General features: G+C 65.1%; 21 protein-coding genes. 10 read left to right on the top strand and 11 right to left on the bottom strand.

The window, feature by feature from the left end; translation table 11 throughout:
- Positions 1-50: 50 nt before the first annotated feature.
- Positions 51-449 carry a DUF1489 domain-containing protein gene (locus tag VMR39_RS13605; protein WP_325416530.1) on the bottom strand — a complete coding sequence of 133 codons (399 nt, stop codon included), beginning with the start codon at positions 447-449 and terminating at the stop codon, positions 51-53.
- Between the two features lie 25 nt (positions 450-474).
- A complete protein-coding gene (gene mgtE, locus VMR39_RS13610; RefSeq protein ID WP_325416531.1) occupies positions 475-1914 on the bottom strand; it encodes a magnesium transporter in 1440 nt (479 codons plus the stop codon).
- A gap of 145 nt (positions 1915-2059) precedes the next feature.
- Between mgtE and VMR39_RS13615 the strand changes: the two genes are divergently transcribed.
- Positions 2060-2515, top strand: coding sequence for a peptidylprolyl isomerase (locus VMR39_RS13615; RefSeq protein ID WP_325416532.1), 456 nt, complete (start codon positions 2060-2062; stop codon positions 2513-2515).
- A gap of 66 nt (positions 2516-2581) precedes the next feature.
- Here the strand turns inward: VMR39_RS13615 and VMR39_RS13620 are convergent, their stop codons facing one another.
- Both VMR39_RS13620 and VMR39_RS13625 read right to left on the bottom strand, forming a co-directional pair.
- The gene (locus VMR39_RS13620; RefSeq protein ID WP_325416533.1) at positions 2582-3250 is read right to left on the bottom strand and encodes a hypothetical protein; all 669 of its coding nucleotides are present in this window, start codon (positions 3248-3250) and stop codon (positions 2582-2584) included.
- A gap of 23 nt (positions 3251-3273) precedes the next feature.
- Positions 3274-3942 carry a peptidase gene (locus tag VMR39_RS13625; protein ID WP_325416534.1) on the bottom strand — a complete coding sequence of 223 codons (669 nt, stop codon included), beginning with the start codon at positions 3940-3942 and terminating at the stop codon, positions 3274-3276.
- A 315-nt stretch (positions 3943-4257) separates the two neighbouring features.
- Here VMR39_RS13625 and VMR39_RS13630 point away from each other — a divergent pair, with 315 nt between their 5' ends.
- Together VMR39_RS13630 and VMR39_RS13635 are read left to right on the top strand one after the other, a co-directional pair.
- The gene (locus tag VMR39_RS13630) at positions 4258-4812 is read left to right on the top strand and encodes an outer membrane protein (RefSeq protein ID WP_325416535.1); all 555 of its coding nucleotides are present in this window, start codon (positions 4258-4260) and stop codon (positions 4810-4812) included.
- Positions 4813-4979: 167 nt separating this feature from the next.
- Complete coding sequence (locus VMR39_RS13635) at positions 4980-8573, top strand: hydantoinase B/oxoprolinase family protein (RefSeq protein WP_325416536.1); 3594 nt, start codon at positions 4980-4982, stop codon at positions 8571-8573.
- A gap of 18 nt (positions 8574-8591) precedes the next feature.
- On the opposite strand, the gene VMR39_RS13640 is transcribed toward VMR39_RS13635, so the two are convergent.
- Positions 8592-9350, bottom strand: coding sequence for a class II aldolase/adducin family protein (locus tag VMR39_RS13640; RefSeq protein ID WP_325416537.1), 759 nt, complete (start codon positions 9348-9350; stop codon positions 8592-8594).
- Positions 9351-9574: 224 nt separating this feature from the next.
- On the opposite strand from VMR39_RS13640, the gene rpsU reads away from it, so the two are divergent.
- Positions 9575-9781: a 30S ribosomal protein S21 gene (rpsU, locus tag VMR39_RS13645; protein ID WP_056686590.1), complete on the top strand. Its 207-nt coding sequence runs from the start codon at positions 9575-9577 to the stop codon at positions 9779-9781.
- A 74-nt stretch (positions 9782-9855) separates the two neighbouring features.
- On the top strand, positions 9856-10446 hold the full coding sequence (locus tag VMR39_RS13650) for an FKBP-type peptidyl-prolyl cis-trans isomerase (protein ID WP_325416538.1): 591 nt from the start codon (positions 9856-9858) through the stop codon (positions 10444-10446).
- A 60-nt stretch (positions 10447-10506) separates the two neighbouring features.
- Here VMR39_RS13650 and VMR39_RS13655 read toward each other — a convergent pair whose 3' ends face one another.
- From VMR39_RS13655 to pyrE, 6 genes are all read right to left on the bottom strand, one after another.
- Positions 10507-10836 (bottom strand): hypothetical protein, encoded by a 330-nt coding sequence (locus VMR39_RS13655; protein WP_325416539.1) that lies wholly within the window; start codon positions 10834-10836, stop codon positions 10507-10509.
- A gap of 223 nt (positions 10837-11059) precedes the next feature.
- Positions 11060-12127: an AI-2E family transporter gene (locus VMR39_RS13660; protein WP_325416540.1), complete on the bottom strand. Its 1068-nt coding sequence runs from the start codon at positions 12125-12127 to the stop codon at positions 11060-11062.
- A 22-nt stretch (positions 12128-12149) separates the two neighbouring features.
- Positions 12150-13028 carry a signal peptidase I gene (gene lepB, locus VMR39_RS13665; RefSeq protein ID WP_414712513.1) on the bottom strand — a complete coding sequence of 293 codons (879 nt, stop codon included), beginning with the start codon at positions 13026-13028 and terminating at the stop codon, positions 12150-12152.
- 58 nt (positions 13029-13086) lie between these two features.
- Positions 13087-13488 (bottom strand): holo-ACP synthase, encoded by a 402-nt coding sequence (gene acpS / locus VMR39_RS13670; protein WP_325416542.1) that lies wholly within the window; start codon positions 13486-13488, stop codon positions 13087-13089.
- Positions 13489-13501: 13 nt separating this feature from the next.
- Positions 13502-14230 carry a pyridoxine 5'-phosphate synthase gene (locus tag VMR39_RS13675; RefSeq protein WP_325416543.1) on the bottom strand — a complete coding sequence of 243 codons (729 nt, stop codon included), beginning with the start codon at positions 14228-14230 and terminating at the stop codon, positions 13502-13504.
- Between the two features lie 4 nt (positions 14231-14234).
- Positions 14235-14816 carry an orotate phosphoribosyltransferase gene (gene pyrE, locus VMR39_RS13680; RefSeq protein ID WP_325416544.1) on the bottom strand — a complete coding sequence of 194 codons (582 nt, stop codon included), beginning with the start codon at positions 14814-14816 and terminating at the stop codon, positions 14235-14237.
- A 289-nt stretch (positions 14817-15105) separates the two neighbouring features.
- On the opposite strand from pyrE, the gene coxB reads away from it, so the two are divergent.
- From coxB to VMR39_RS13705, 5 genes are all read left to right on the top strand, one after another.
- Entirely contained in the window at positions 15106-16149 is a 1044-nt protein-coding gene (gene coxB, locus VMR39_RS13685; protein ID WP_325416545.1) for a cytochrome c oxidase subunit II, read from the top strand.
- Positions 16150-16163: 14 nt separating this feature from the next.
- The gene (gene ctaD, locus VMR39_RS13690; RefSeq protein WP_325416546.1) at positions 16164-17831 is read left to right on the top strand and encodes a cytochrome c oxidase subunit I; all 1668 of its coding nucleotides are present in this window, start codon (positions 16164-16166) and stop codon (positions 17829-17831) included.
- A 153-nt stretch (positions 17832-17984) separates the two neighbouring features.
- Positions 17985-18905, top strand: a complete 921-nt coding sequence (locus VMR39_RS13695; protein WP_325416547.1) for a heme o synthase — start codon at positions 17985-17987, stop codon at positions 18903-18905.
- Positions 18902-19039, top strand: coding sequence for a hypothetical protein (locus tag VMR39_RS13700; protein ID WP_325416548.1), 138 nt, complete (start codon positions 18902-18904; stop codon positions 19037-19039). Before VMR39_RS13695 ends, VMR39_RS13700 begins: the two co-directional genes overlap by 4 nt.
- The gene (locus tag VMR39_RS13705) at positions 19039-19614 is read left to right on the top strand and encodes a cytochrome c oxidase assembly protein (RefSeq protein WP_325416549.1); all 576 of its coding nucleotides are present in this window, start codon (positions 19039-19041) and stop codon (positions 19612-19614) included. Before VMR39_RS13700 ends, VMR39_RS13705 begins: the two co-directional genes overlap by 1 nt.
- The last annotated feature ends 32 nt before the right edge of the window (positions 19615-19646 follow it).

The raw sequence follows: 19646 nt of genomic DNA on the forward strand, positions 1-19646 counted from the left end.
CAGCCCTTCGACAAGCTCAGGGCGAACGGTGGCGAGCAGGATTCGGAACCCTACACCAGCCCCAGTCGCGTCAGTTCGCCCAGCAGCTTGGGTGGCATCGCGTCCAGATCGTCGGCCTCGCCGTCGTTCAGGTCGGGCGGCGCGTCCTTCTCCTCCAGATAGCGCCAGCCCTGATGCGCGCGTTTCGGCATGGCGCGCAAGGGGATCAGCATCGGCGCCAGCCTGATCCAGTAGCGCCCCTGTCCCGTCTCCTGAAAGCCCAGCAGCGGACTGCGCCCGACCAGCGCATGGGCGTGGATCCAGTAAAGCGACCCGCCGGTCATCTCCTCCACCCGCTTGGGCAGATAACGGGTGGTGAGGCGCGCTTCGCCCTCATGGCTTTCGAGCCAGGCGCGCAGGGAGGCAGGGCTTTCGCTCTGGAAGGCGATCTTGGTGAGGTTCAGCGGCATGGAAGGCCCTAGATGGGCCTTCGCATCAGCCGGTCAATCCCGCAGCCGTCGCCAGGCCCAGGAAAGCGAAGAAACCCATCGAATCGGTGATCATCGTGACGAAGATGGACGATGCGACCGCCGGGTCGAGGTTCATCCGGTCGAACGCCAGCGGCACCGCCGCCCCGGCCAAGCCCGCAGTTACGATATTGGTGATCATCGCCGCGGCTATCACCCCGCCCAGCGCCATATTCTGGAATACCAGCCCGACGCCGATTCCCAGCACTACCGCCACGGTCGCGCCGTTGAGCAACGCCACGCGAAGCTCCCGGATGATGGTGCGGCGGGCGTTCGACCCGGTAATCTGGTTGGTGGCGAGCGCGCGCACCGTCACCGCCATGGTCTGGCTGCCGGCATTGCCGCCCACGCCCGCGACGATCGGCATCAGCGTGGCGAGCGCCACCATCTGCTGGATCGTGCCTTCGAAGATGCCGATGATGGTCGATGCCACCAGCGCGGTCAGCAAATTGGTGAGCAGCCAGCGCACGCGCGCGCGATAGCTGTCCATCACCGGTTCGTTGATGTCGCCTTCGCCGGCGCCCGACAGGCGAAGAATATCCTCGCCGGCTTCCTCGGAAATGATGTGGACGATGTCGTCCACCGTGATCATGCCGACCAGCCGGCCCGACGAATCGACCACGGCGGCGGAGATCAGCGCATATTTCTGGAAGCGCAGCGCGACTTCTTCCTGGTCCATGTCGACCGGGATCAGCGTCTGTTCGCGCTTCATCAGGTCGGCCATGGCGATGCCGCGCGGGCAGGTCAGCACCCAGCTCAGCTGGCAGGTGCCGATCGGCTTGTGCGCCGCGTCGACCACGAAGATTTCCCAGAAATCGCGGGTCAGATCGTGATTGTCACGCAGATAGTCGATCACCTGGCCGACTGTCATATGTTCGGGCACCGCGACCAGATCGCGCTGCATCAGGCGGCCGGCGGATTCTTCGGGGTAGGACAGGGCGGATTCGATCGCGGCGCGATCTTCCGGCTCCATCGCGTCGAGGACGGCCTGCTGGTCGGCCTCCTCCATGTCTTCGATGATCGCGACCGCGTCGTCGGTGTCGAGTTCGGACGCGAACTCGGCCACCTGTTCGGGCGCTAGCGCGCCGATCAGGTCGTCGCGGACATAGTCGTTCAGTTCCGACAGCACTTCCGCGCCGACCAGATCGCCGAGCGCGGCGGCGACGTCCGCGCGCTGGTCCGACGGGGTCAGTTCGAGAAGATCGGCAATGTCGGCAGGATGCAGCGGCGAAACGAGGTCGCGCGCCTTTTCGCTGTCGCCTTCCTCCACCGCGTCGAGCACGGCGGTCAGATATTCGGGCTTCAGGCGATCGTCCTCGTCGTGGCTGGCCTCGGCCGCCTCGATCAGGATGTCTTCAAATTCTTCCCCGTGCACAAGGGGTTCGGCGGAATCGCCGCGCTCGCTCATGGCGCCCCCTACTGTCCGGTTCCTGTAACATTCTGCCGCTTTCGCCCATGCTCACGCGAAATGCAATGGGGAGACAGCGCTTCCATCGGCCTCATTAGCCCTTATATGGGCACATTGCATATTTCCCCCGGCAAGAGAGGACTTCATGGCCGACGAAACCCTTACCCTCACCCTCGACAGCGGCGGCGACGTCGTGATCAAGCTGCGTCCGGACCTCGCGCCCGGCCATGTCGAGCGCATCGTCGAGAACGCCAAGGAAGGCTTCTATGACGGCGTCGTCTTCCACCGCGTCATCCCCGGCTTCATGGCGCAGGGCGGCGACCCGACTGGCACCGGCATGGGCGGGCACCCGAACAAGCCCGACCTGAAGGCCGAATTCAGCCGCGAACCGCACGTCCGTGGCGTCTGCTCGATGGCCCGCGCGGCCAACCCGAACAGCGCCAACAGCCAGTTCTTCATCTGCTTCGACGACGCGACCTTCCTCGACGGACAGTATACCGTCTGGGGCGAAGTGACGTCGGGCATGGACCATGTCGACGCGCTGCCCAAGGGCGAGCCGCCCAAGACCCCCGGCAAGATCGTCAAGGCCACCGTCGCCTGATCTGCCCGGTCTGAAAGCCGAAACAAAAGAACGCCCGGCCCCTCGAAAGGCCGGGCGTTTCTGTGTTCAGTGCGGCTTGCGCGCCATGCCGTCGGTCATGGAAATGGCCTTGGCCGGCTCCGCGCCATTCGCTGCCTCGTCGGTCGCGGGCGGAGGCACATAGGCGCCGATCGCCTCGATGTGCCAGCGCTTCTGCTCTTCGGTCGCTCCGGGGACGTCATTGATCCGGCGCAGCGTCACCTGCCGCAGCGTATAGAAGGGTTTGCCATTGGCCGCGATCCGGCCATAGACCTGCACCGGCACGACCACATATTCCGAACCGGCGGCGCCTTCGGGGTCGGACGGTGCGCCGATATGGGCGTGGATTTCGCTGAAACCGCGGAAGCGCGCCTCGAAATGCGCGTCATCCTGCGCCCCGATCGCGCCCTCCTGGTTCCACAGATCCTGTGCATCCTCGAACCGCTTTTCCTCCAGCAGGCCATAATAGCCCTGCACCACCTGCGCAGCGCCCTGCGCACTGTCCGGCTCGATCGCACCCTCGGCGATCGGCGCGGGATCGACGGGCAGGCCGCCCGGCGTGCCGGGCGGGGGCGGGTTCAGCGGTTCCATCAGCGCCATCGCCTCGGCACGGACGTTGTTTTCCACCTGTGTCGAATTGGCGCCATTGGCGATATTGTCGATCGCGCTCTCCTCCCGCCCGTCGCAGGCTGCGACGAGCAGGAGGGGAAGCAGCATGGCGGGCCTGATGAATCCCCGCATCAGTCCGGGCGCACCCGTGCGCCAGGCTCGCGGCCGCCGCCCGATCGGACGGGACGATCGGCGCGCATGCCGGGGGAGGGGCGGGCGCCCCATTCGCGCTGCGGGCGCGGTTGGCTCATCTGTGGACGTCCTTGCTGTGGTGGGCGGAAATTGGGTTGCGCGCCGGCGGAAGGCGCCGGGCGGGCGCCGTCATTGCCGCGCCAGCGTCCGGGGCCGCGACCATCGCCGCGCGACGACGGTGCCGGCCGGGTCCAGTTGCCGTTGGCATCGCGCCGCGGCGGGTTCCAGTTGCCGGTGCCCGGTCGGTTGCGATCACGGTCGCGCCAGTTGCCACCCGGACGATTCCCGTGCCAGCGGCCATCATCGGGACGGTTGCCACGGCGGCCTTCCCAATAGCGGCGCTGTCCGTCGGTCCAGCGATGGCGCCGCCCGCCACGGTCATACACATAGTAGCCGTTACCCGGATAATAATAATTGTCGTACCAGCCATAGCCGCCTGGATAGTAGCCGGGGCTGTAATAGGGGTCGTAATAGCCCCCGCCACCATAATAGCCGCTGCCGACACTCACTCCGCCATAGCCATAGCCGTCGTCATAGGCGCAGCCACCCAGGGCCAGCGCACCGGCAAGGCCAAGGGCGGCGAGAAACCTCCGCGTGGTCCCAGTCATCGCCTGTCTCCTTCAACAGTCCTTCTGATGACGGGATAACGCCCTCAGTTTGAATTGGTTGTGAATGGTTAAAGGGGCGCTGCGCAAGCATTTATTCCCCGTTCAGAAAAGTCGCCTTCCGTTCATCTGGCTGACAGAAACCGTGTTCTTTCCGTCACATAATCGGCTTTTGCCCGATTTTCGCGATCCGTTCAGGAAACCTTCCGGCGGTCCGGGCCATTTCTTCCCCGTCGCCCGGATGCTTGCAGCGCCGACCATGCGACCCGGCGGGTCCACACCGCCGCAAAATTCCAACAGACAAAAAGGGTCACACCCATGAAGACACTGCTTTTCACGGCAGCCGCTGCCGCGTCGCTGATTCCCGCCGCCGCCCTCGCTCAGGACGATGCCGGCTCCGGCAAGCGCATCGAACCCTATGTCGGCGTAATGGCCGGCGTGCATAATTATGACAGCGAAACCAGCAAGGAAGGCATCCCGCCGGTCGGCTACAAGGGCCGCATGGTCGAAGGCGTCGCGGGCGTGAACTATAATGTCGCCGGCCCGGTCGTGCTGGGCGTCGAGGGCACCGCATCCAAGGGCGTGTCGGGCGACATCGACTGGGAATATGGCGTCGCGGGCCGCGCCGGCGTGAAGGCGGGCAAGGACAGCCTGATCTTCGGCAAGGTCGGCTATCAGTGGACCAATTTCGCCGCGCTCGGCAAGGATAGCCCGGACTTCCACGGCATGACCTATGGCGCGGGCATCGAATTGTCGCCGGCCGACATGGGCGGATCGGCCCAGAGCAGCAATGTCCGCCTGCGCGTTCAGGCCGACACCACCGGCAATTTCCACTCGATCCGCCCGATGGCGGGCGTCGTCGCGAAATTCTGATGTCATGACGGGGCGGGTCTGAAGGATCCGCCCCGTCCTTAGTCGGTTACTCCCGTGGCGGGAGTTGGGGTGCGGAACGGTTTTAGGACTGCAACCGTTCCGCATTCCCCGCGCCAAGCCCGGCCGCCCGCTTGCCAATCCGCCCCGGTACCGTCATCAGGTCGCGCATGACCTGGCAATTCTGGATCGACCGCGGCGGCACTTTCACGGACGTGGTGGCGCGCGACCCCGGCGGGCGGTTGCACACCGCGAAACTTCTTTCCAGCGATCCCGAACGCTATGACGACGCCGCCGTCGAAGCGGTCCGCCGCCTGACATGTGCGGGTGATAGTGGCGCGGGCAATGGCCCGATCCCGCCCTGTTCGCTGCGTATCGGCACCACCATCGCCACCAACGCTTTGCTGGAGCGCAAGGGCGAGCCGGTGCTGCTCGCGGTGACGCGCGGTTTCCGCGATGCGCTGCGCATCGGCACGCAGGAACGGCCTGACCTGTTCGCCCGCCACATCATCCTGCCCGATCCGCTCCATGCCGACGTGGTCGAGATCGACGAGCGGCTGATGGCTGACGGCAGCGTCCGCACGCCGCTGGACGAAGACGCCGCCCGCGCCACGCTGCAATCCGCCTATGATCGCGGCCTGCGCGCGATCGCGATCCTGCTGATGCACGGCTATCGCTACTCCGCCCATGAACGGCGCCTCATCGAAATCGCGACCGGGATCGGCTTCACCCAGATCAGCGCCAGCCATGACGTCGCTCCGCTCATCAAGCTGGTGGGGCGCGGCGACACGACGCTGGCCGACGCCTATCTCTCCCCTGTGCTGCGCGCCTATGTCGACGGGCTGAAGGCCGCGCTGGGCGACGATACCGACATGCTGTTCATGCAGTCGAACGGCGGCCTGACGCAGGGCGACCTGTTCCGGGGCAAGGACGCGGTCCTTTCCGGTCCGGCCGGCGGCATCGTCGGCCTCGCCCGCACGTCGGAGCAGGCGGGTTTCCATGACGTCATCGGCTTCGACATGGGCGGCACCTCGACCGACGTGTCGCATTATGCCGGCGCCTATGAGCGGGACAATGAAGCGCGGGTGGCGGGCGTGCGCCTGCGCGCGCCGATGATGCGCATCCACACCATCGCGGCGGGTGGCGGCTCCATCTGTTCCTTCGTCGACGGCCGTTTCCGCGTCGGCCCCGAATCGGCGGGCGCGGTGCCGGGACCGGCCTGCTACCGGCGCGGCGGCCCGCTCACCATCACCGACTGCAACGTCATGCTGGGCAAGGTCCAGCCTGGCTTCTTCCCCAGCCTGTTCGGCCCGAACGGCGACCAGCCGCTTGATCGGCACATCGTCGAACAGCGTTTCACGTCTCTCTGCGCGCAGGTGCAGGCGGAAACCGGCCGCACCATGATCCCGCAGGAGGCCGCGCAGGGCTTCATTGCCGTCGCCGTCGCCAACATGGCCAATGCGATCAAGCGCATCTCGGTCGCACGCGGCCATGACGTCGGCCGCTACACGCTCGCCAGCTTCGGCGGGGCAGGGGGGCAACATGCCTGCCTGGTCGCCGACGCGCTGGGCATGGACCGGGTGATGATCCACCCGCTGGGCGGCGTGCTGTCCGCCTATGGCATGGGCCTCGCCGATCGCCGTTCGGTGCGGGAACGTACGCTGGCCCTGCCGCTCGACCCCGAAACCATGGCCGATCTGCACGCCGCCATCGATGCGCTGGCCGACGATGCGCGTGCCGACCTGCCGGGGGCCGACCTCACTGAAGCGCTGCTGCGCCTGCGCTATGATCGCACCGACAGCCTGTTCGACGTGCCGCTCGCCGATCATGACACCATGCACGCCGACTTCCTCGCCCAGCATCGCGCCCGCTTCGGGTTCGAGGGGCAGGGCCGCATCCTGGTCGACATGGCGCGGGTCGAGGCGATCGCTTCGACGCAGGAGGCAATGGACGGCATCGTCGCCATCGCCGACGAAGCCGCGCCGCCTCTGGCGCAGGTCGACTATGCCGGCGCGCCCGCGCCCGTTTACGATCGCGCGGGCCTGTCCGCCGACAGCGCGATTGACGGTCCCGCACTGATCATCGATCCCGTCTCCACCACCGCCGTCGAGCCGGGCTGGCGCGCGCGGATCGACGCGATCGGCAATCTGATCCTCACCCGCCACCTGTCGCGCCCCCTGCCCGAAACCGGTGAGGCCGGCGCGGTCGATCCGGTGCGGCTGGAGGTGATGGGCGGCCTGTTCATGGCCATTGCCGAGGAAATGGGGGCTGCGCTCCAGCACAGCGCCTCCTCCGTCAATATCCGCGAACGGCTCGATTTTTCCTGCGCCCTGTTCGATGCGCAGGGCAACCTCGTCGCCAATGCGCCGCACATGCCGGTGCATCTGGGCAGCATGGGCGAAAGCATCCGCGCCATCATGCGCCGCCGCGGAATCGGGCCGGATGGCGCGGCGCTGGACGGGCGTGGGATGTTGCCGGGTGACGTCTATGCGCTGAACGCCCCCTATGACGGCGGCACCCATCTGCCCGACGTCACCGTGGTTATGCCGGTGTTCGTGGATGGCCGCGACGCGCCCTCCTTCTACGTCGCCGCGCGCGGCCATCATGCCGATATCGGCGGCATCACTCCGGGGTCGATGCCGCCGGGCAGCCGTTCGGTGGAGGAAGAAGGCATTATCCTCGACAATCTGCTGGTGGTGGACCGGGGCGATTTCCGCGAGGACGCGATTCGCGCCCTGCTTGCCTCCGGCCCTTTCCCTGCGCGCAGCATCGACCAGAATATCGCCGACCTGTCCGCCCAGATCGCCGCCTGCGCCAAGGGGGTGACGGAATTGTTACGGATAAGCAATGATTATGGCGTCGACACCGTCGCTGCCTATATGGGTCATGTGCAGGATCAGGCCGAAGCCGCCGTCCGCCGCCTGATCGGTCGTCTGTCCGATGGCCATTTCGCCTATCCGATGGATAATGGCGCGATTGTCCGGGTCGCTGTCACCATCGATGCCGACACGCGCTCCGCCACCATCGACTTCACCGGCTCGTCCGACCAGCTCCCTAGCAATTTCAACGCTCCGCTGTCGGTCGCCCGTGCCGCCGTGCTGTACGTGGTGCGCACGTTGATAGACGAAGCCGTGCCGATGAATGACGGCTGCCTGAAGCCGATCACCATCATCGTGCCCGAAGGATCGATGCTGCGTCCCCGCCATCCCGCCGCCGTGGTCGCGGGCAATGTCGAAACCAGCCAGGTCGTGACCGACGCGCTGTTCGGCGCGCTCGGCGTCATGGCGGGCGCGCAGGGGACGATGAACAACTTCACCTTCGGCAACGACCGCCACCAATATTATGAGACGATCGCGGGCGGCTCGGGCGCCGGGCCAGATTTCGACGGCGCCGATGTGGTCCAGACCCACATGACCAACAGCCGCCTCACCGACCCGGAGATTCTCGAAACCCGCTTCCCCGTGCTGCTGGAGGAATTTTCGATCCGATCCGATTCGGGCGGCGAGGGGCGGCATCGCGGCGGCCATGGCGGCCTGCGCCGCATCCGCTTCCTCGAAGCCATGACTGCCGGCATCCTCGCGAATCGCCGCAGCGTTCCGCCCTTCGGTCTCGACGGCGGCGCGCCGGGCGGACTGGGACGTAACTGGGTGGAGCGCACCGACGGCAGCATCGAGCCGCTCGGCTCAACCGCGACGGCGGAATTGCGGACGGGCGACGCCTTCGTCATCGAAACGCCGGGTGGCGGGGGATTCGGCCAATCCTGAACGAACGGGTGTTGGCCGTTACCGCTGCCAGCTCGAATCGATCCGATCGATCACCCGCACCATCGACTGGAAATCCGGCACACCCGGCCCGACCGGCAACTGCACGCCTGCCAGATCGCGCTGATGCACCGCGATCACCTCCGGCGGAATGTCGACCGGCGTTCCCGCCGCGCCTGCCGCCACCTGAATCTCGCAGGCCCGCTGGAGCAGCCAATGCTTCAGGAACGCCTCCGGCAAAGTCGAGGCCATCACCAAAGTCCCATGGTTGCGCAGCATCATGATTCGCTTGTCGCCGAGATGCGCGATCAGCCTTTCGCCCTCTTCTGGCCGAATCGTGACCCCCTCAAAGTCATGATAGGCGATATGGCCGATGAAGGCGGCGGCGTAGAAGCTGATCGGCCGCAGTCCTTCTTTCGTCGCACTCACCGCCATGCCCGCTGTCGTATGGGTATGGATGATGCAATGGGCGTCGGGCAGATGCCGGTGAAAAACGCTGTGCTGGGTGAAGCCGGCGCGGTTGACCGGATAGGGGCTGCCGTCCAGCACATGACCGTCGATGTCGATCTTCACCAGGTTGGACGCCGTCACCTCATGATAGCCAAGGCCGAAGGGGTTGATCAGGAAGGCATTTTCGTCCCCCGGCACGCGTAGCGTGATGTGATTGTAGATCAGTTCCGACCATCCCAGATGATCGAAAATGCGATAGCAGGCGGCGAGCTGCTGGCGCGCCTCCCATTCCTGGGTGGACATGTGGGGCTTGTGCGCGGCTGTTGCCATGGCGATCCTCCTGTGTCTTTTATGGCCGCACTATCCGCCCGCTCGTCGCAAATGTCGAGATTGCGGCCTTTTGGGTTGAATTTGCGTGCATGCGCTGGTAGGGCGCCGCCCACATGGCGCAGGGTGACCTGCGACGACTCATTGGCTTTGCTATTCGGTCGGGCCGTCGGGAAGGACTAGATGTCCCGGCGAACCGCTCGTTTTGATTGGAGATTGACGGACTTATGCAGATCATCGTTCGCGACAACAATGTCGACCAGGCCCTCCGCGCGCTCAAGAAGAAGCTGCAGCGTGAAGGCGTGTATCGCGAAATGAAGCTGCGTCGCCACTATGAGAAGCCGTCGGAAAAGCGCGCCCGTGAAAAGGCCGCTGCGGTCCGCCGCGCGCGCAAGATGGAGCGCAAGCGCGCCGAGCGCGACGGCGCGAAGTAAGCGCCGTATCGGGGCGGCATCCGCTGCCCCGTCTGCCGACGACTTTCCTGCCCTGAATTAGCGAGCGCACGCCTATGTCCACGACGGCCGTTCCCCTTCGTCCTATCGCCAAGGGGTCGCTGACGCGACTTTGGGTTGGCATTGCCGCCGTCGCGCTGGCCGCGGGTGGCCTTGCCTGGGCGGGGCAGCAGGGCGTTGCGGCGTCGCCTGCGGCCTTCCTGTCGCAGAATGCGCATGAATCCGGCGTGGTGACGACCCCATCGGGCCTCCAGTACAAGGTACTGGAAGAAGGCACGGGCGCCAGCCCGACCGTCTCGGACGTCGCGCTGGTCGGCTATAAGGGCGCGCTGCTCGACGGCACGGTCTTCGACGAGAATCCGCAGGCCCCGATGCCGATCGACGGCGTGGTACCCGGATTTTCCGAAGGCCTTCAGAAGATGAAGAAGGGCGGCAAGTATCGCCTGTGGATTCCGCCGCAGCTTGGTTATGGCGACGCCGACAATGGTCCGATCCCCGGTGGTTCGGTGCTGGTGTTCGACGTGTCGCTGCATGACTTCAAGTCGAAGGCGGAACTGATGCAGTTGCAGCAGCAGATGATGCAGCAGCAGGGCGGCATTCCGCCGCAGGGCGCCATGCCGGGCGGAGCGCCGCCGGCGGGTCGCTGACCCGCACAGCCAGATGAGTCGAGGAAGGGGCCGCCAATCGGCCCCTTTTCTTTTGTCCGGTCAGTGCTTGTCCTGGCCGAAGCTGTCCGGCCGGACACCGAAGGCCAGCGCGTCCGCACTGCCGATCTTGGCCTCGCCGGAGAAGATCTGGTCCAGCCGACCCTTGATATCCTGTCGGTAGGACGCGGTCGCGACGGAGCGGGGGGCCGATATTTCGATGTCGCAGGCGATGGCGCCCTTGATCCGCTCGATCGCCGCATCGTCCAATATGCCCGCGCTGCGCAATTCCCGGCATAGCTGCAACAGGCCGACCGCCGTCGCCTGCGCCCGCATGCCGACATTGGTTAGGTCGAAATGAAGTTTCTTTTCCTTGTCCAGGCCCACCGTCATCGTGCGACTCCTCTTCCCATGATTGTCGAACACTATCATGTTGAAAAAGCGCAAGACAGGCAGGACGTTCCACTATTGCAACGCACAGCTGTCCTATTGTGGGTGAGTCTGGTAGGGATGAACGCCGGGGCGAAATCTGCCGCTCATGCGAACGATAATTTCCAACATCAGACAGTTAATGTCGCAATCGGCGGGAAATGTGCGAAGTTAAGCGGCGACTTTCCTATTTCCGCACGATCCGCTTCGTCGCCAGCGCCTTGGATCGTTCCTCCAGATAGACCTTGATCATCGCGACGATCGGATCGGCCAGGAACAGGCCCATGATCCCGAACAGCGCCCCGAACAATATCTGCGCCGCCAGCACCAGCGCCGGGGCGAGGTCGGTCGCGCGTTTCGCCACCATCGGCACGATCAGATAGCCGTCGACGATCTGCACTGCCATGTAGACGCCGAAGGCATAGAGACCGGTATGCGTTCCGCCCGAAAATCCGACGATGATGATCAGGGCGCCGGAAATTATCGACCCGATATTGGGCAGGAAGGCGAACAGGCCGGTCAGGATGCCGAGCAACCCCGCCATCGGCACGCCACCCGCCCACAGCAGCAGCCAGGTGCCCACGCCTTCGACCGTCATGCCGATGATTCGCCCGAACATTAGCCGTCGCAGCGTCCAGCCCATCTTGTCGGCGATACTGTAGAAATGCGTCCGCTTCTCCATCGGCAGCATCCAGGCGACGCCGCGTTCATAGAGTTTGGGTTCGACCGCGATGAAGATGGCGAGCACCAGCATCATGACCCCGCTGGTGATCGCGCCGACCGCCGTACCGACGGCCGCCGTTACCCGGCCCATGCTGCTCATCGCCTGCTGCGCAAGCCCCTTGAGATCATCGGGTGTGGTCGAAATGCCCAACTGCTGCATCCAGCCGCCGATCCGCGCCACCTGCGACTCCACGATCGTGCGCATCGCCTGCGCCTGCTGCGCCAGGCTCGAACCGGTGAGGTAGAACGTATAAGCTAGGAAAGCGACCGCTCCCAGCAGCACGATCGTCAGCCGCCAGCCACGCCCGATCGGCAATATCCGGCCCAGCAGTCGCGTACCGCCGTCCATCATCGTCGCCAGCACCAGCGCGCCCATCACCAGCATCAGCGGCTGCGCCAGCAGCACCACCAATGCGACGGCGATGCCTAGCGCGAACCACACGCCCGCGCGTTTCAGTTCCTGCTGGACGAGCGGGCTGTGGACTTCGCTGGGACCGGGTTCCTCGACATGATGCCGCTGCTTGTCGCTCAAAACCCGATGCCCCCTTCGATGGTTATTTCGGGGGTGCAACGCTCTCCGGGCGCAGGCTGTTCCCTGCCCGGCCGCTGCGGAAGGCGTGAATCCATGTCGTCGGGTTCCAGCTCGAATCGCCGTCCAGGCTGAAGGTGATGAACTCCGCCCGGCCGCCGATCGCCTCCCATGGCACCGGCCCGCCCAGGCCATTTTCCTCCAGCGGCGCGCGGCTGTCGGCGCTGTTGTCGCGATTGTCGCCCATCAGGAAGACATGGTCCCTGGGCACGCGCACCGGGCCATACCAGTCGAGCGCGCTCGGCCCCATGTCGATCGTCACATAGGTCTTGCCGTTGGGCAGGATTTCCTGCCGCACCGGCAGCTCGCAATAGTCGCGGCCATCCTTGCCCGTCACCCGCGCGCCGGGGAATTGCAGCGGCGAACAGGGGGCGTTGCCGTCGACCGGGATACGCATCGGCTTCAGCACCTTCTGCGGCACCGCGACGCCGTTCAGGATCACCTGGCCGCCGCGCACCTCGATGATGTCGCCGGGCAGGCCGATGACGCGCTTGATATAATCTTCGCGGCGGTTCTGGGGGCTGACGATGACGATGTCGCCGCGTTCGGGCAGGCGGCCCAGGATTCGGCCCTTCAGGAAGGGCAGGGGATGGAAGCTGGGCGAGACATAAGACCAGCCATAGGGGAATTTGCTCACCACCAGCCGGTCGCCCGTCAGCAGCACCGGCATCATCGATTCGCTGGGAATGTAAAAGGGCTTGGCGACGAAGCTGTGGAAGGCCAGCACCGCCAGGATCAGCAGCGTGATGCTCTTCACCTCATGCAGCCAGTTGACCGAGGCGCCCCTGTCCTCGCTGTCCTGCGTTTCGGGGGCGGGTGTCTCTGGCAGATCGATGGCCGTCACGGGCTGGCTTTCACTGGAAGCGTTGGGATCGTCGCTCGACGTCGTCATTGGGGCACTATCATAGGGGCAGCGCCTCGATGATGACGAAGGCCTGCGCCCATGGATGATCGTCGGTGAGCGTCAGGTGAATGACGGGCTTGTGCCCGGCGGGAACCATCGATTCCAGCCGCGCCAGCGCGCCGCCGGTCAGCTTGAGCGTCGGCGCGCCCGACGGCGCGTTGACGACGCCGATATCCTTCATGAAGACACCTGCCTTGAAACCGGTGCCGACCGCCTTGGAAAAGGCCTCCTTGGCGGCGAAGCGCTTGGCGAGCGTTCCGGCCTTGGTGAAGGGCCGGCGATTGGCCTTGGCCTGCTCGACCTCTGTGAACACGCGGATCTCGAAGCGTGTGCCGAAGCGATCAAGCGAATTCTGGATCCGCTCGATATTGCACAGGTCGGAGCCGAGGCCGATGATCACGCCTGCATCACCTTTACCGGGCCAGGTCCATCTGGCGCCGCATCTCGCGGATGCTGCCCTCCAGACCACCGAAGATCGCCTCGCCGATCAGGAAATGACCGATATTGAGTTCGGCAACCTGCGGGATGGCGGCGATCGGCGCGACATTGTCGAAGGTCAGGCCATGGCCGGCATGGGGTTCGATGCCGTTCTTGGCCGCGAGCGCCGCGGCGTCGGCGATCCGCCGCAATTCTGTAGCGCGCGCTTCGCCGCTCAGGTGCGCATAGGCGCCGGTGTGGAATTCGACCACGGGCGCGCCCAACTGGATCGCCGCCTCGATCTGCGCAGCGTCCGCCTCGATGAACAGGCTGACGCGAATGCCTGCCTCGTTGAGCTTGCCGACGATCGGCTTCAGCACCTCGATCTGCCCGGCGGCGTCGAGGCCGCCCTCGGTCGTGCGCTCCTCGCGCTTTTCGGGCACGATGCAGGCGGCATGTGGTTTGTGGCGCAGCGCGATGTCGAGCATCTCCTGCGTCGCCGCCATCTCCAGGTTGAGCGGCACGTCCAGCGCCGCCATCAACATGGCGATATCCTCGTCGCGGATGTGGCGGCGATCCTCGCGCAGATGCGCGGTGATGCCGTCGGCGCCGGCCTTCACCGCCAGCAAGGCGGCCTTGACCGGGTCGGGATGTTCGCCGCCCCGCGCGTTGCGGATGGTCGCCACATGGTCGATGTTGACGCCAAGGCGAAGGGGGGCGCTCATCGGATTACTGCTTCCGGCTGCCGGGCTTGATCGCCGGGACCGCCGCCAGTTCGGGCGGGATCGCGTCTTCGTCATAGACCGGGAAATTGATGGAGACGAGCGGGTAGAAGGGGACACCCAGATCGACTTCGCCGGCCGACCGGTCGACCAGCGCGACTTCGGCGACGACGACGCCGCCTTCCGCCTCGACCGCCTCGATCGCCTGGCGCGAGGACAGGCCGGTGGTGACGACGTCCTCGACCATCAGCACCTTCTGGCCCGGCGTGATCGCGAAGCCGCGGCGCAGCTCGAACGTGCCTTCGGGGCGTTCCAGGAACACGGCGTCCTTGTCCAGCGCGCGGCCGACTTCATGTCCGATGATCAGGCCGCCCATCGCGGGCGAGACCACCAGGTCGATGTCCTGACGCAGTTCGCGGGGCAGTTGCTGCACCATGGCGCGGGCAAGTTTGCCGGCGCGCTCGGCGTTCATCAGCACACGGGCGCACTGAAGATAATTGGCGCTGCGGCGACCCGACGACAGGATGAAATGCCCTTCGAGCAGCGCCCCTGCCGCCCGGAATTCCGCCAATACTTCCTCGTCTGTCATGCCGTCCACTATTCCTGTCGCGCGGCCCCGGCGCCTGTTCGCGTTCCGGGCCGCTGCCTTGTATCAAAAGAGGCGCTTCAAAGCGTCCCGCCCGCACCCCCATGCGCGGACCTGCGAGATAGGCGGGTGGGGAGTGCGTTGCAACAGCGAAGAAAATCTGCTCCATCTACGCTTGAGGCTGGCAGAAAGCCTGCCTATAAGCCGCGGCAGAACCGACCGGGCGAAGTCCATGCGCGAAAAGCGCAGCTTCGTCGCAGCGGCGACAAGGGGTTAGGGGTATGAAGAGGCTATGAAAAAGGTGAAGTCACTCGTTCTCGCCGGATTATTGGCCTTTGCGCCCGCCCTGGCAATGAGCGGCCCGGCACTGGCTCAGGAAAATGCCACCGTCGCCGCACCGGCAGCAGACAATGTGGCGGCTCCCGCCGAATCAGCCGCCAACGCCACCGCCCCGGCAGCCGACGCTGTCCCCGCCGAGAAGGTCGCGGCTCCGCCCCGGATGAAGCCGACCGAAGGCATCGGCATGCCCCGCCCCGGCGAAATCACGCTCCAGGAACAGTTCACCGACACCGGCAAGACGGCACGCTGGCTGCACGACGTGATGCTGGTGCCGATCATCACCATCATCTCCGTTTTCGTGCTGGTGCTGATGCTTTGGGTGATGTGGCGTTATCGCCGCTCCGCCAATCCGGTGCCGTCCAAGACATCGCACAATACCCTGATCGAGGTGCTGTGGACCGTTGTTCCGGTGCTGATCCTGCTGGCGATCGCGGTGCCTTCGATCGGCCTGCTCGCCGACCAGTACAAGCCCGCGCCCAAGGATGCGTTGACTGTCAAGGTCACGGGCTATCAATGGTATTGGGGCTATGAATATCCCGACGCAGGCATCCCCGAATTCGTGTCCAACCTGCTGCCCGAGGACAAGGCGAAGGCCAATGGCGAGCCATATCTGCTCGCGCCCGACAATCGCCTGGTCCTGCCCGCCGGCCGCCCGGTCAAACTCATCATCACCGCCGCCGACGTTATCCACAGCTTTGCCGTGCCGTCGCTCTGGGTGAAGATGGATGCCGTGCCGGGCCGCCTGAACGAAAAGAGCTTCACCATCGAGAAGCCGGGCGTCTATTACGGCCAATGTTCCGAACTGTGCGGCGCGCGCCATGGCTTCATGCCGATCGCGATCGAGGCGCTGCCGCCCGAACAGTTCGACCAGTGGGTTCTGTCGCAGGGCGGTTCGCTCAAGGGCGGCACCGCCGCGCCTGCGGGCGAAATGGGACCGCAACAGGGCAGCCGACTGCCCGGACCGCCGGCCGGTGACGCCGCCGCAAAGACGCTTTGAGAGGGGGCGACGCCATGACCACCATCACCGCAGATCATCATGCCGATCATGCCCATGACCATCATGATGCCGATCACAAGCCCGCTTTCTTCCAGCGCTGGTTCATGTCCACGAACCACAAGGACATCGGCACTCTCTACCTGATCTTCGCGATCGTCGCCGGCATCATCGGCGGCGGCATTTCGGGCCTGATGCGGGCCGAACTGGCGCATCCCGGCATCCAGTATCTGCATACTTGGGCCATGTTCATGGACGGCCCGGAAGCGACGCTCGACCAGGCTTATCACCTCTGGAACGTGCTCATCACCGCTCACGGCCTCATCATGGTCTTCTTCATGGTGATGCCCGCGATGATCGGCGGCTTCGGCAACTGGTTCGTGCCGATCATGATCGGCGCGCCCGACATGGCCTTCCCGCGGATGAACAATATCAGCTTCTGGTTGCTCATCCCCGCCTTTGCCCTGCTGCTCGGCTCGACCTTCGTCCCCGGCGGCACCGGCAATGGTGCGGGCACCGGCTGGACGGTCTACGCCCCGCTCTCGACCAGCGGGTCTGCGGGACCGGCGGTCGACATGGCGATCCTGTCACTCCATATCGCGGGCGCAAGCTCGATCCTTGGCGCGATCAACTTCATCACCACCATCCTCAACATGCGCGCGCCGGGCATGACCCTGCACAAGATGCCGCTGTTCGTCTGGTCGGTGCTGGTCACCGCCTTCCTGCTGCTGCTCGCGCTGCCGGTTCTGGCCGCCGCGATCACCATGCTGCTGACCGATCGCAATTTCGGCACGACCTTCTATGATGCCGCCGGCGGTGGCGATCCGGAGCTGTACCAGCATCTCTTCTGGTTCTTCGGCCACCCCGAAGTCTACATCATGATCCTGCCGGGCTTCGGCATCATCAGCCAGATCGTCTCGACCTTCAGCCGCAAGCCGGTGTTCGGCTATCTCGGCATGGCCTATGCCATGGTCGCGATCGGCGTGGTCGGCTTCGTCGTCTGGGCGCACCACATGTTCACCACCGGCATGTCGGTGAATGTGAAGATGTATTTCACTGCCGCGACCATGATCATCGCGGTGCCGACCGGCATCAAGATATTCTCCTGGATCGCGACCATCTGGGGCGGTTCGATCAGCTTCAAGACGCCGATGGTCTGGGCGCTGGGCTTCATCTTCCTCTTCACCGTGGGCGGCGTCACCGGCGTGGTGCTGGCCAATGGCGGCGTCGACGACGTGCTGCACGACACTTATTATGTCGTCGCCCACTTCCACTATGTGCTGTCGCTGGGTGCAGTGTTCGGCCTGTTCGCGGGCTTCTACTACTGGTTCCCGAAAATGTCGGGTCGCATGTACAATGAGTTCCTTGGCCAGCTGCATTTCTGGGTCTTCTTCATCGGCGTGAATATGCTGTTCTTCCCGATGCACTTCCTGGGGCTCAGCGGGATGCCGCGTCGCTATCCGGATTATCCGGCCGCGTTCGAGCATTGGAACTGGGTCGCGACCACCGGCTATATGGTCATGGCCGCCGGCATGGCCGTCTTCTTCATCAACCTCGCCTGGTCGCTCGTCGCGGGCAAGAAGGCAGAGGGCAATCCCTGGGGCGAAGGCGCCACGACGCTGGAATGGACGCTGACCAGCCCGCCGCCTTTCCACCAGTTTGAAACGCTGCCGGTCGTCGACTGACGATCGGGACGCCGCCGCGCCCGGTTCCGGCCGGGCGCGCGTCGCAAGGGATAGGTACCGGATTGGACAGGCGCCGGGGGGTGGGACCGTCTGTCCATTGCGGGAATCGGCCCGCGCCTCTATGGGGCGCGCGGCTGATTGAATGAGGAGTTTATGGCAAGTTCGCCGATCATGTCCGGGACAAGTGCGTCCGTAATGCCCGCTCACTGGCGGGATTTCGTCGCGCTGACCAAACCGCGCGTCATGACCTTGGTCGTGTTCACGGGCCTGTGCGGGCTGCTCGCCGCGCCGGGGCATATCAATTCGATCCTCGGTTTCACCGCGATCCTCTGCATCGCCCTGGGCGCAGGCGCCGCCGCCACGCTCAACCAGTGGTGGGAAGCCGACATCGACGCGAAGATGAAGCGCACCGCCAACCGGCCGTTGCCGTCCGGGCGGATGGACCGCCAGTCCGCGCTGCATTTCGGCGTCGGCCTCGCCGTCTTTTCGGTCCTGCTGATGGGCATGGCGACCAACTGGCTCGCTGCGACGGTGCTGACCGTCTCGATCCTCTTCTACGTCTTCATCTATACCATCTGGCTCAAGCCCCGCACGGCGCAGAACATCGTCATCGGCGGCGCGGCGGGCGCTTTCCCGCCGGTGATCGGCTGGGCTGCGGTGACGGGCGACATCGGCGCATTGCCGGTCGCGCTGTTCATGCTCACCTTCTTCTGGACGCCGCCCCATTTCTGGGCGCTGGCCCTGTTCGTGCGTCCCGATTATGCGGCGGCGGGCATCCCCATGCTGCCGGTCGTCGCGGGAGAACGTGCGACCCGTCGCCAGATCTGGCTCTACACCGCGATCATGGCGGTTGCGGCACTGGCGCCGGTGCTGATGCGCCTGACCGGCATCATCTACGGCGCCACCGCGCTCGCCGGAACGGGGCTGTTCGTCGCATTCGCCTTCCAGGTCTATCGCAGCCGCGAGACCGATCCCGCGCTGATGAAGCCGGAACGGCGGCTGTTCAAATATTCGATCCTCTATCTCTTCCTGCTGTTCGGGGCAGTGGTCGTCGACCGCTGGCTGCTGCCGTGACGCCCGAAGAGCAGGACCAGATCCGAGCCCGGCAAAAGTCGCGGGCGCTCGTCACCGGGCTGCTGCTGGGCTTCCTCGTCATCCTCTTCTTCGCCATCACCCTGGCGAAGATCGGCGCGAGCCACGCAATCTGATGGCCTCGCTGCCCCCTTCGCCCTTCGACCGGAACCGGCGCAACCGCCGGACGCTGGTGGCGATGGCGGGCGTGGGCCTGGCGATGCTGGGGCTGGGCTTCGCCTCGGTCCCACTCTACCGCATATTCTGCGAGCGCACAGGTTTTGGCGGCACGACCCAGCGGGCAGAGGCATCGGCCAATGTCCAGGTCGCGACCGGCCACACCCTGTCGATCCGCTTCGATTCGAATGTCCAGCCGGGCATGCCGTGGAAATTCTATCCCGAACATCCGACCGATACGGTGACGGTGGGTGCCAAGGACATGGCGATCTTCATCGCGAAGAACATGTCGGACAAGCCCGTCACCGGCACCGCCAGCTTCAACGTCACCCCGACGCAGGCGGGCGCCTATTTCACAAAGATCCAGTGCTTCTGCTTCACCGAGCAGACATTGCAGCCGGGTGAGGAAGTGCGGATGCCCGTCCTCTATTATGTCGATCCGAAGATACTGAACGATCCGGACAACAGGGACACGCAACAGATAACGCTTAGCTACACTTTCTACCCTGTTGAGCAGGGGAAGAAGGCAAGCTAAGAAAATAGCCAAGAACAGGAGCAGGGAAGAGA

Source organism: Sphingobium sp. (assembly GCF_035511395.1).
In the GTDB taxonomy this organism is placed as follows: Bacteria; Pseudomonadota; Alphaproteobacteria; order Sphingomonadales; family Sphingomonadaceae; genus Sphingobium.

Excerpts from the sequence above, each read along its gene's own strand:
- VMR39_RS13675 (WP_325416543.1), bottom strand. The coding sequence starts at position 14,230 with ATGAGCGCCCCCCTTCGCCTTGGCGTCAACATCGACCATGTGGCGACC.
- mgtE (WP_325416531.1), bottom strand. The coding sequence starts at position 1,914 with ATGAGCGAGCGCGGCGATTCCGCCGAACCCCTTGTGCACGGGGAAGAA.
- VMR39_RS13635 (WP_325416536.1), top strand. The coding sequence starts at position 4,980 with ATGACCTGGCAATTCTGGATCGACCGCGGCGGCACTTTCACGGACGTG.
- ctaD (WP_325416546.1), top strand. The coding sequence starts at position 16,164 with ATGACCACCATCACCGCAGATCATCATGCCGATCATGCCCATGACCAT.
- VMR39_RS13650 (WP_325416538.1), top strand. The coding sequence starts at position 9,856 with ATGTCCACGACGGCCGTTCCCCTTCGTCCTATCGCCAAGGGGTCGCTG.
- VMR39_RS13605 (WP_325416530.1), bottom strand. The coding sequence starts at position 449 with ATGCCGCTGAACCTCACCAAGATCGCCTTCCAGAGCGAAAGCCCTGCC.
- VMR39_RS13655 (WP_325416539.1), bottom strand. The coding sequence starts at position 10,836 with ATGACGGTGGGCCTGGACAAGGAAAAGAAACTTCATTTCGACCTAACC.
- pyrE (WP_325416544.1), bottom strand. The coding sequence starts at position 14,816 with ATGACAGACGAGGAAGTATTGGCGGAATTCCGGGCGGCAGGGGCGCTG.
- VMR39_RS13625 (WP_325416534.1), bottom strand. The coding sequence starts at position 3,942 with ATGACTGGGACCACGCGGAGGTTTCTCGCCGCCCTTGGCCTTGCCGGT.
- VMR39_RS13630 (WP_325416535.1), top strand. The coding sequence starts at position 4,258 with ATGAAGACACTGCTTTTCACGGCAGCCGCTGCCGCGTCGCTGATTCCC.
- VMR39_RS13615 (WP_325416532.1), top strand. The coding sequence starts at position 2,060 with ATGGCCGACGAAACCCTTACCCTCACCCTCGACAGCGGCGGCGACGTC.
- VMR39_RS13705 (WP_325416549.1), top strand. The coding sequence starts at position 19,039 with ATGGCCTCGCTGCCCCCTTCGCCCTTCGACCGGAACCGGCGCAACCGC.
- VMR39_RS13695 (WP_325416547.1), top strand. The coding sequence starts at position 17,985 with ATGGCAAGTTCGCCGATCATGTCCGGGACAAGTGCGTCCGTAATGCCC.
- coxB (WP_325416545.1), top strand. The coding sequence starts at position 15,106 with ATGAAAAAGGTGAAGTCACTCGTTCTCGCCGGATTATTGGCCTTTGCG.
- rpsU (WP_056686590.1), top strand. The coding sequence starts at position 9,575 with ATGCAGATCATCGTTCGCGACAACAATGTCGACCAGGCCCTCCGCGCG.
- VMR39_RS13640 (WP_325416537.1), bottom strand. The coding sequence starts at position 9,350 with ATGGCAACAGCCGCGCACAAGCCCCACATGTCCACCCAGGAATGGGAG.
- VMR39_RS13620 (WP_325416533.1), bottom strand. The coding sequence starts at position 3,250 with ATGCTGCTTCCCCTCCTGCTCGTCGCAGCCTGCGACGGGCGGGAGGAG.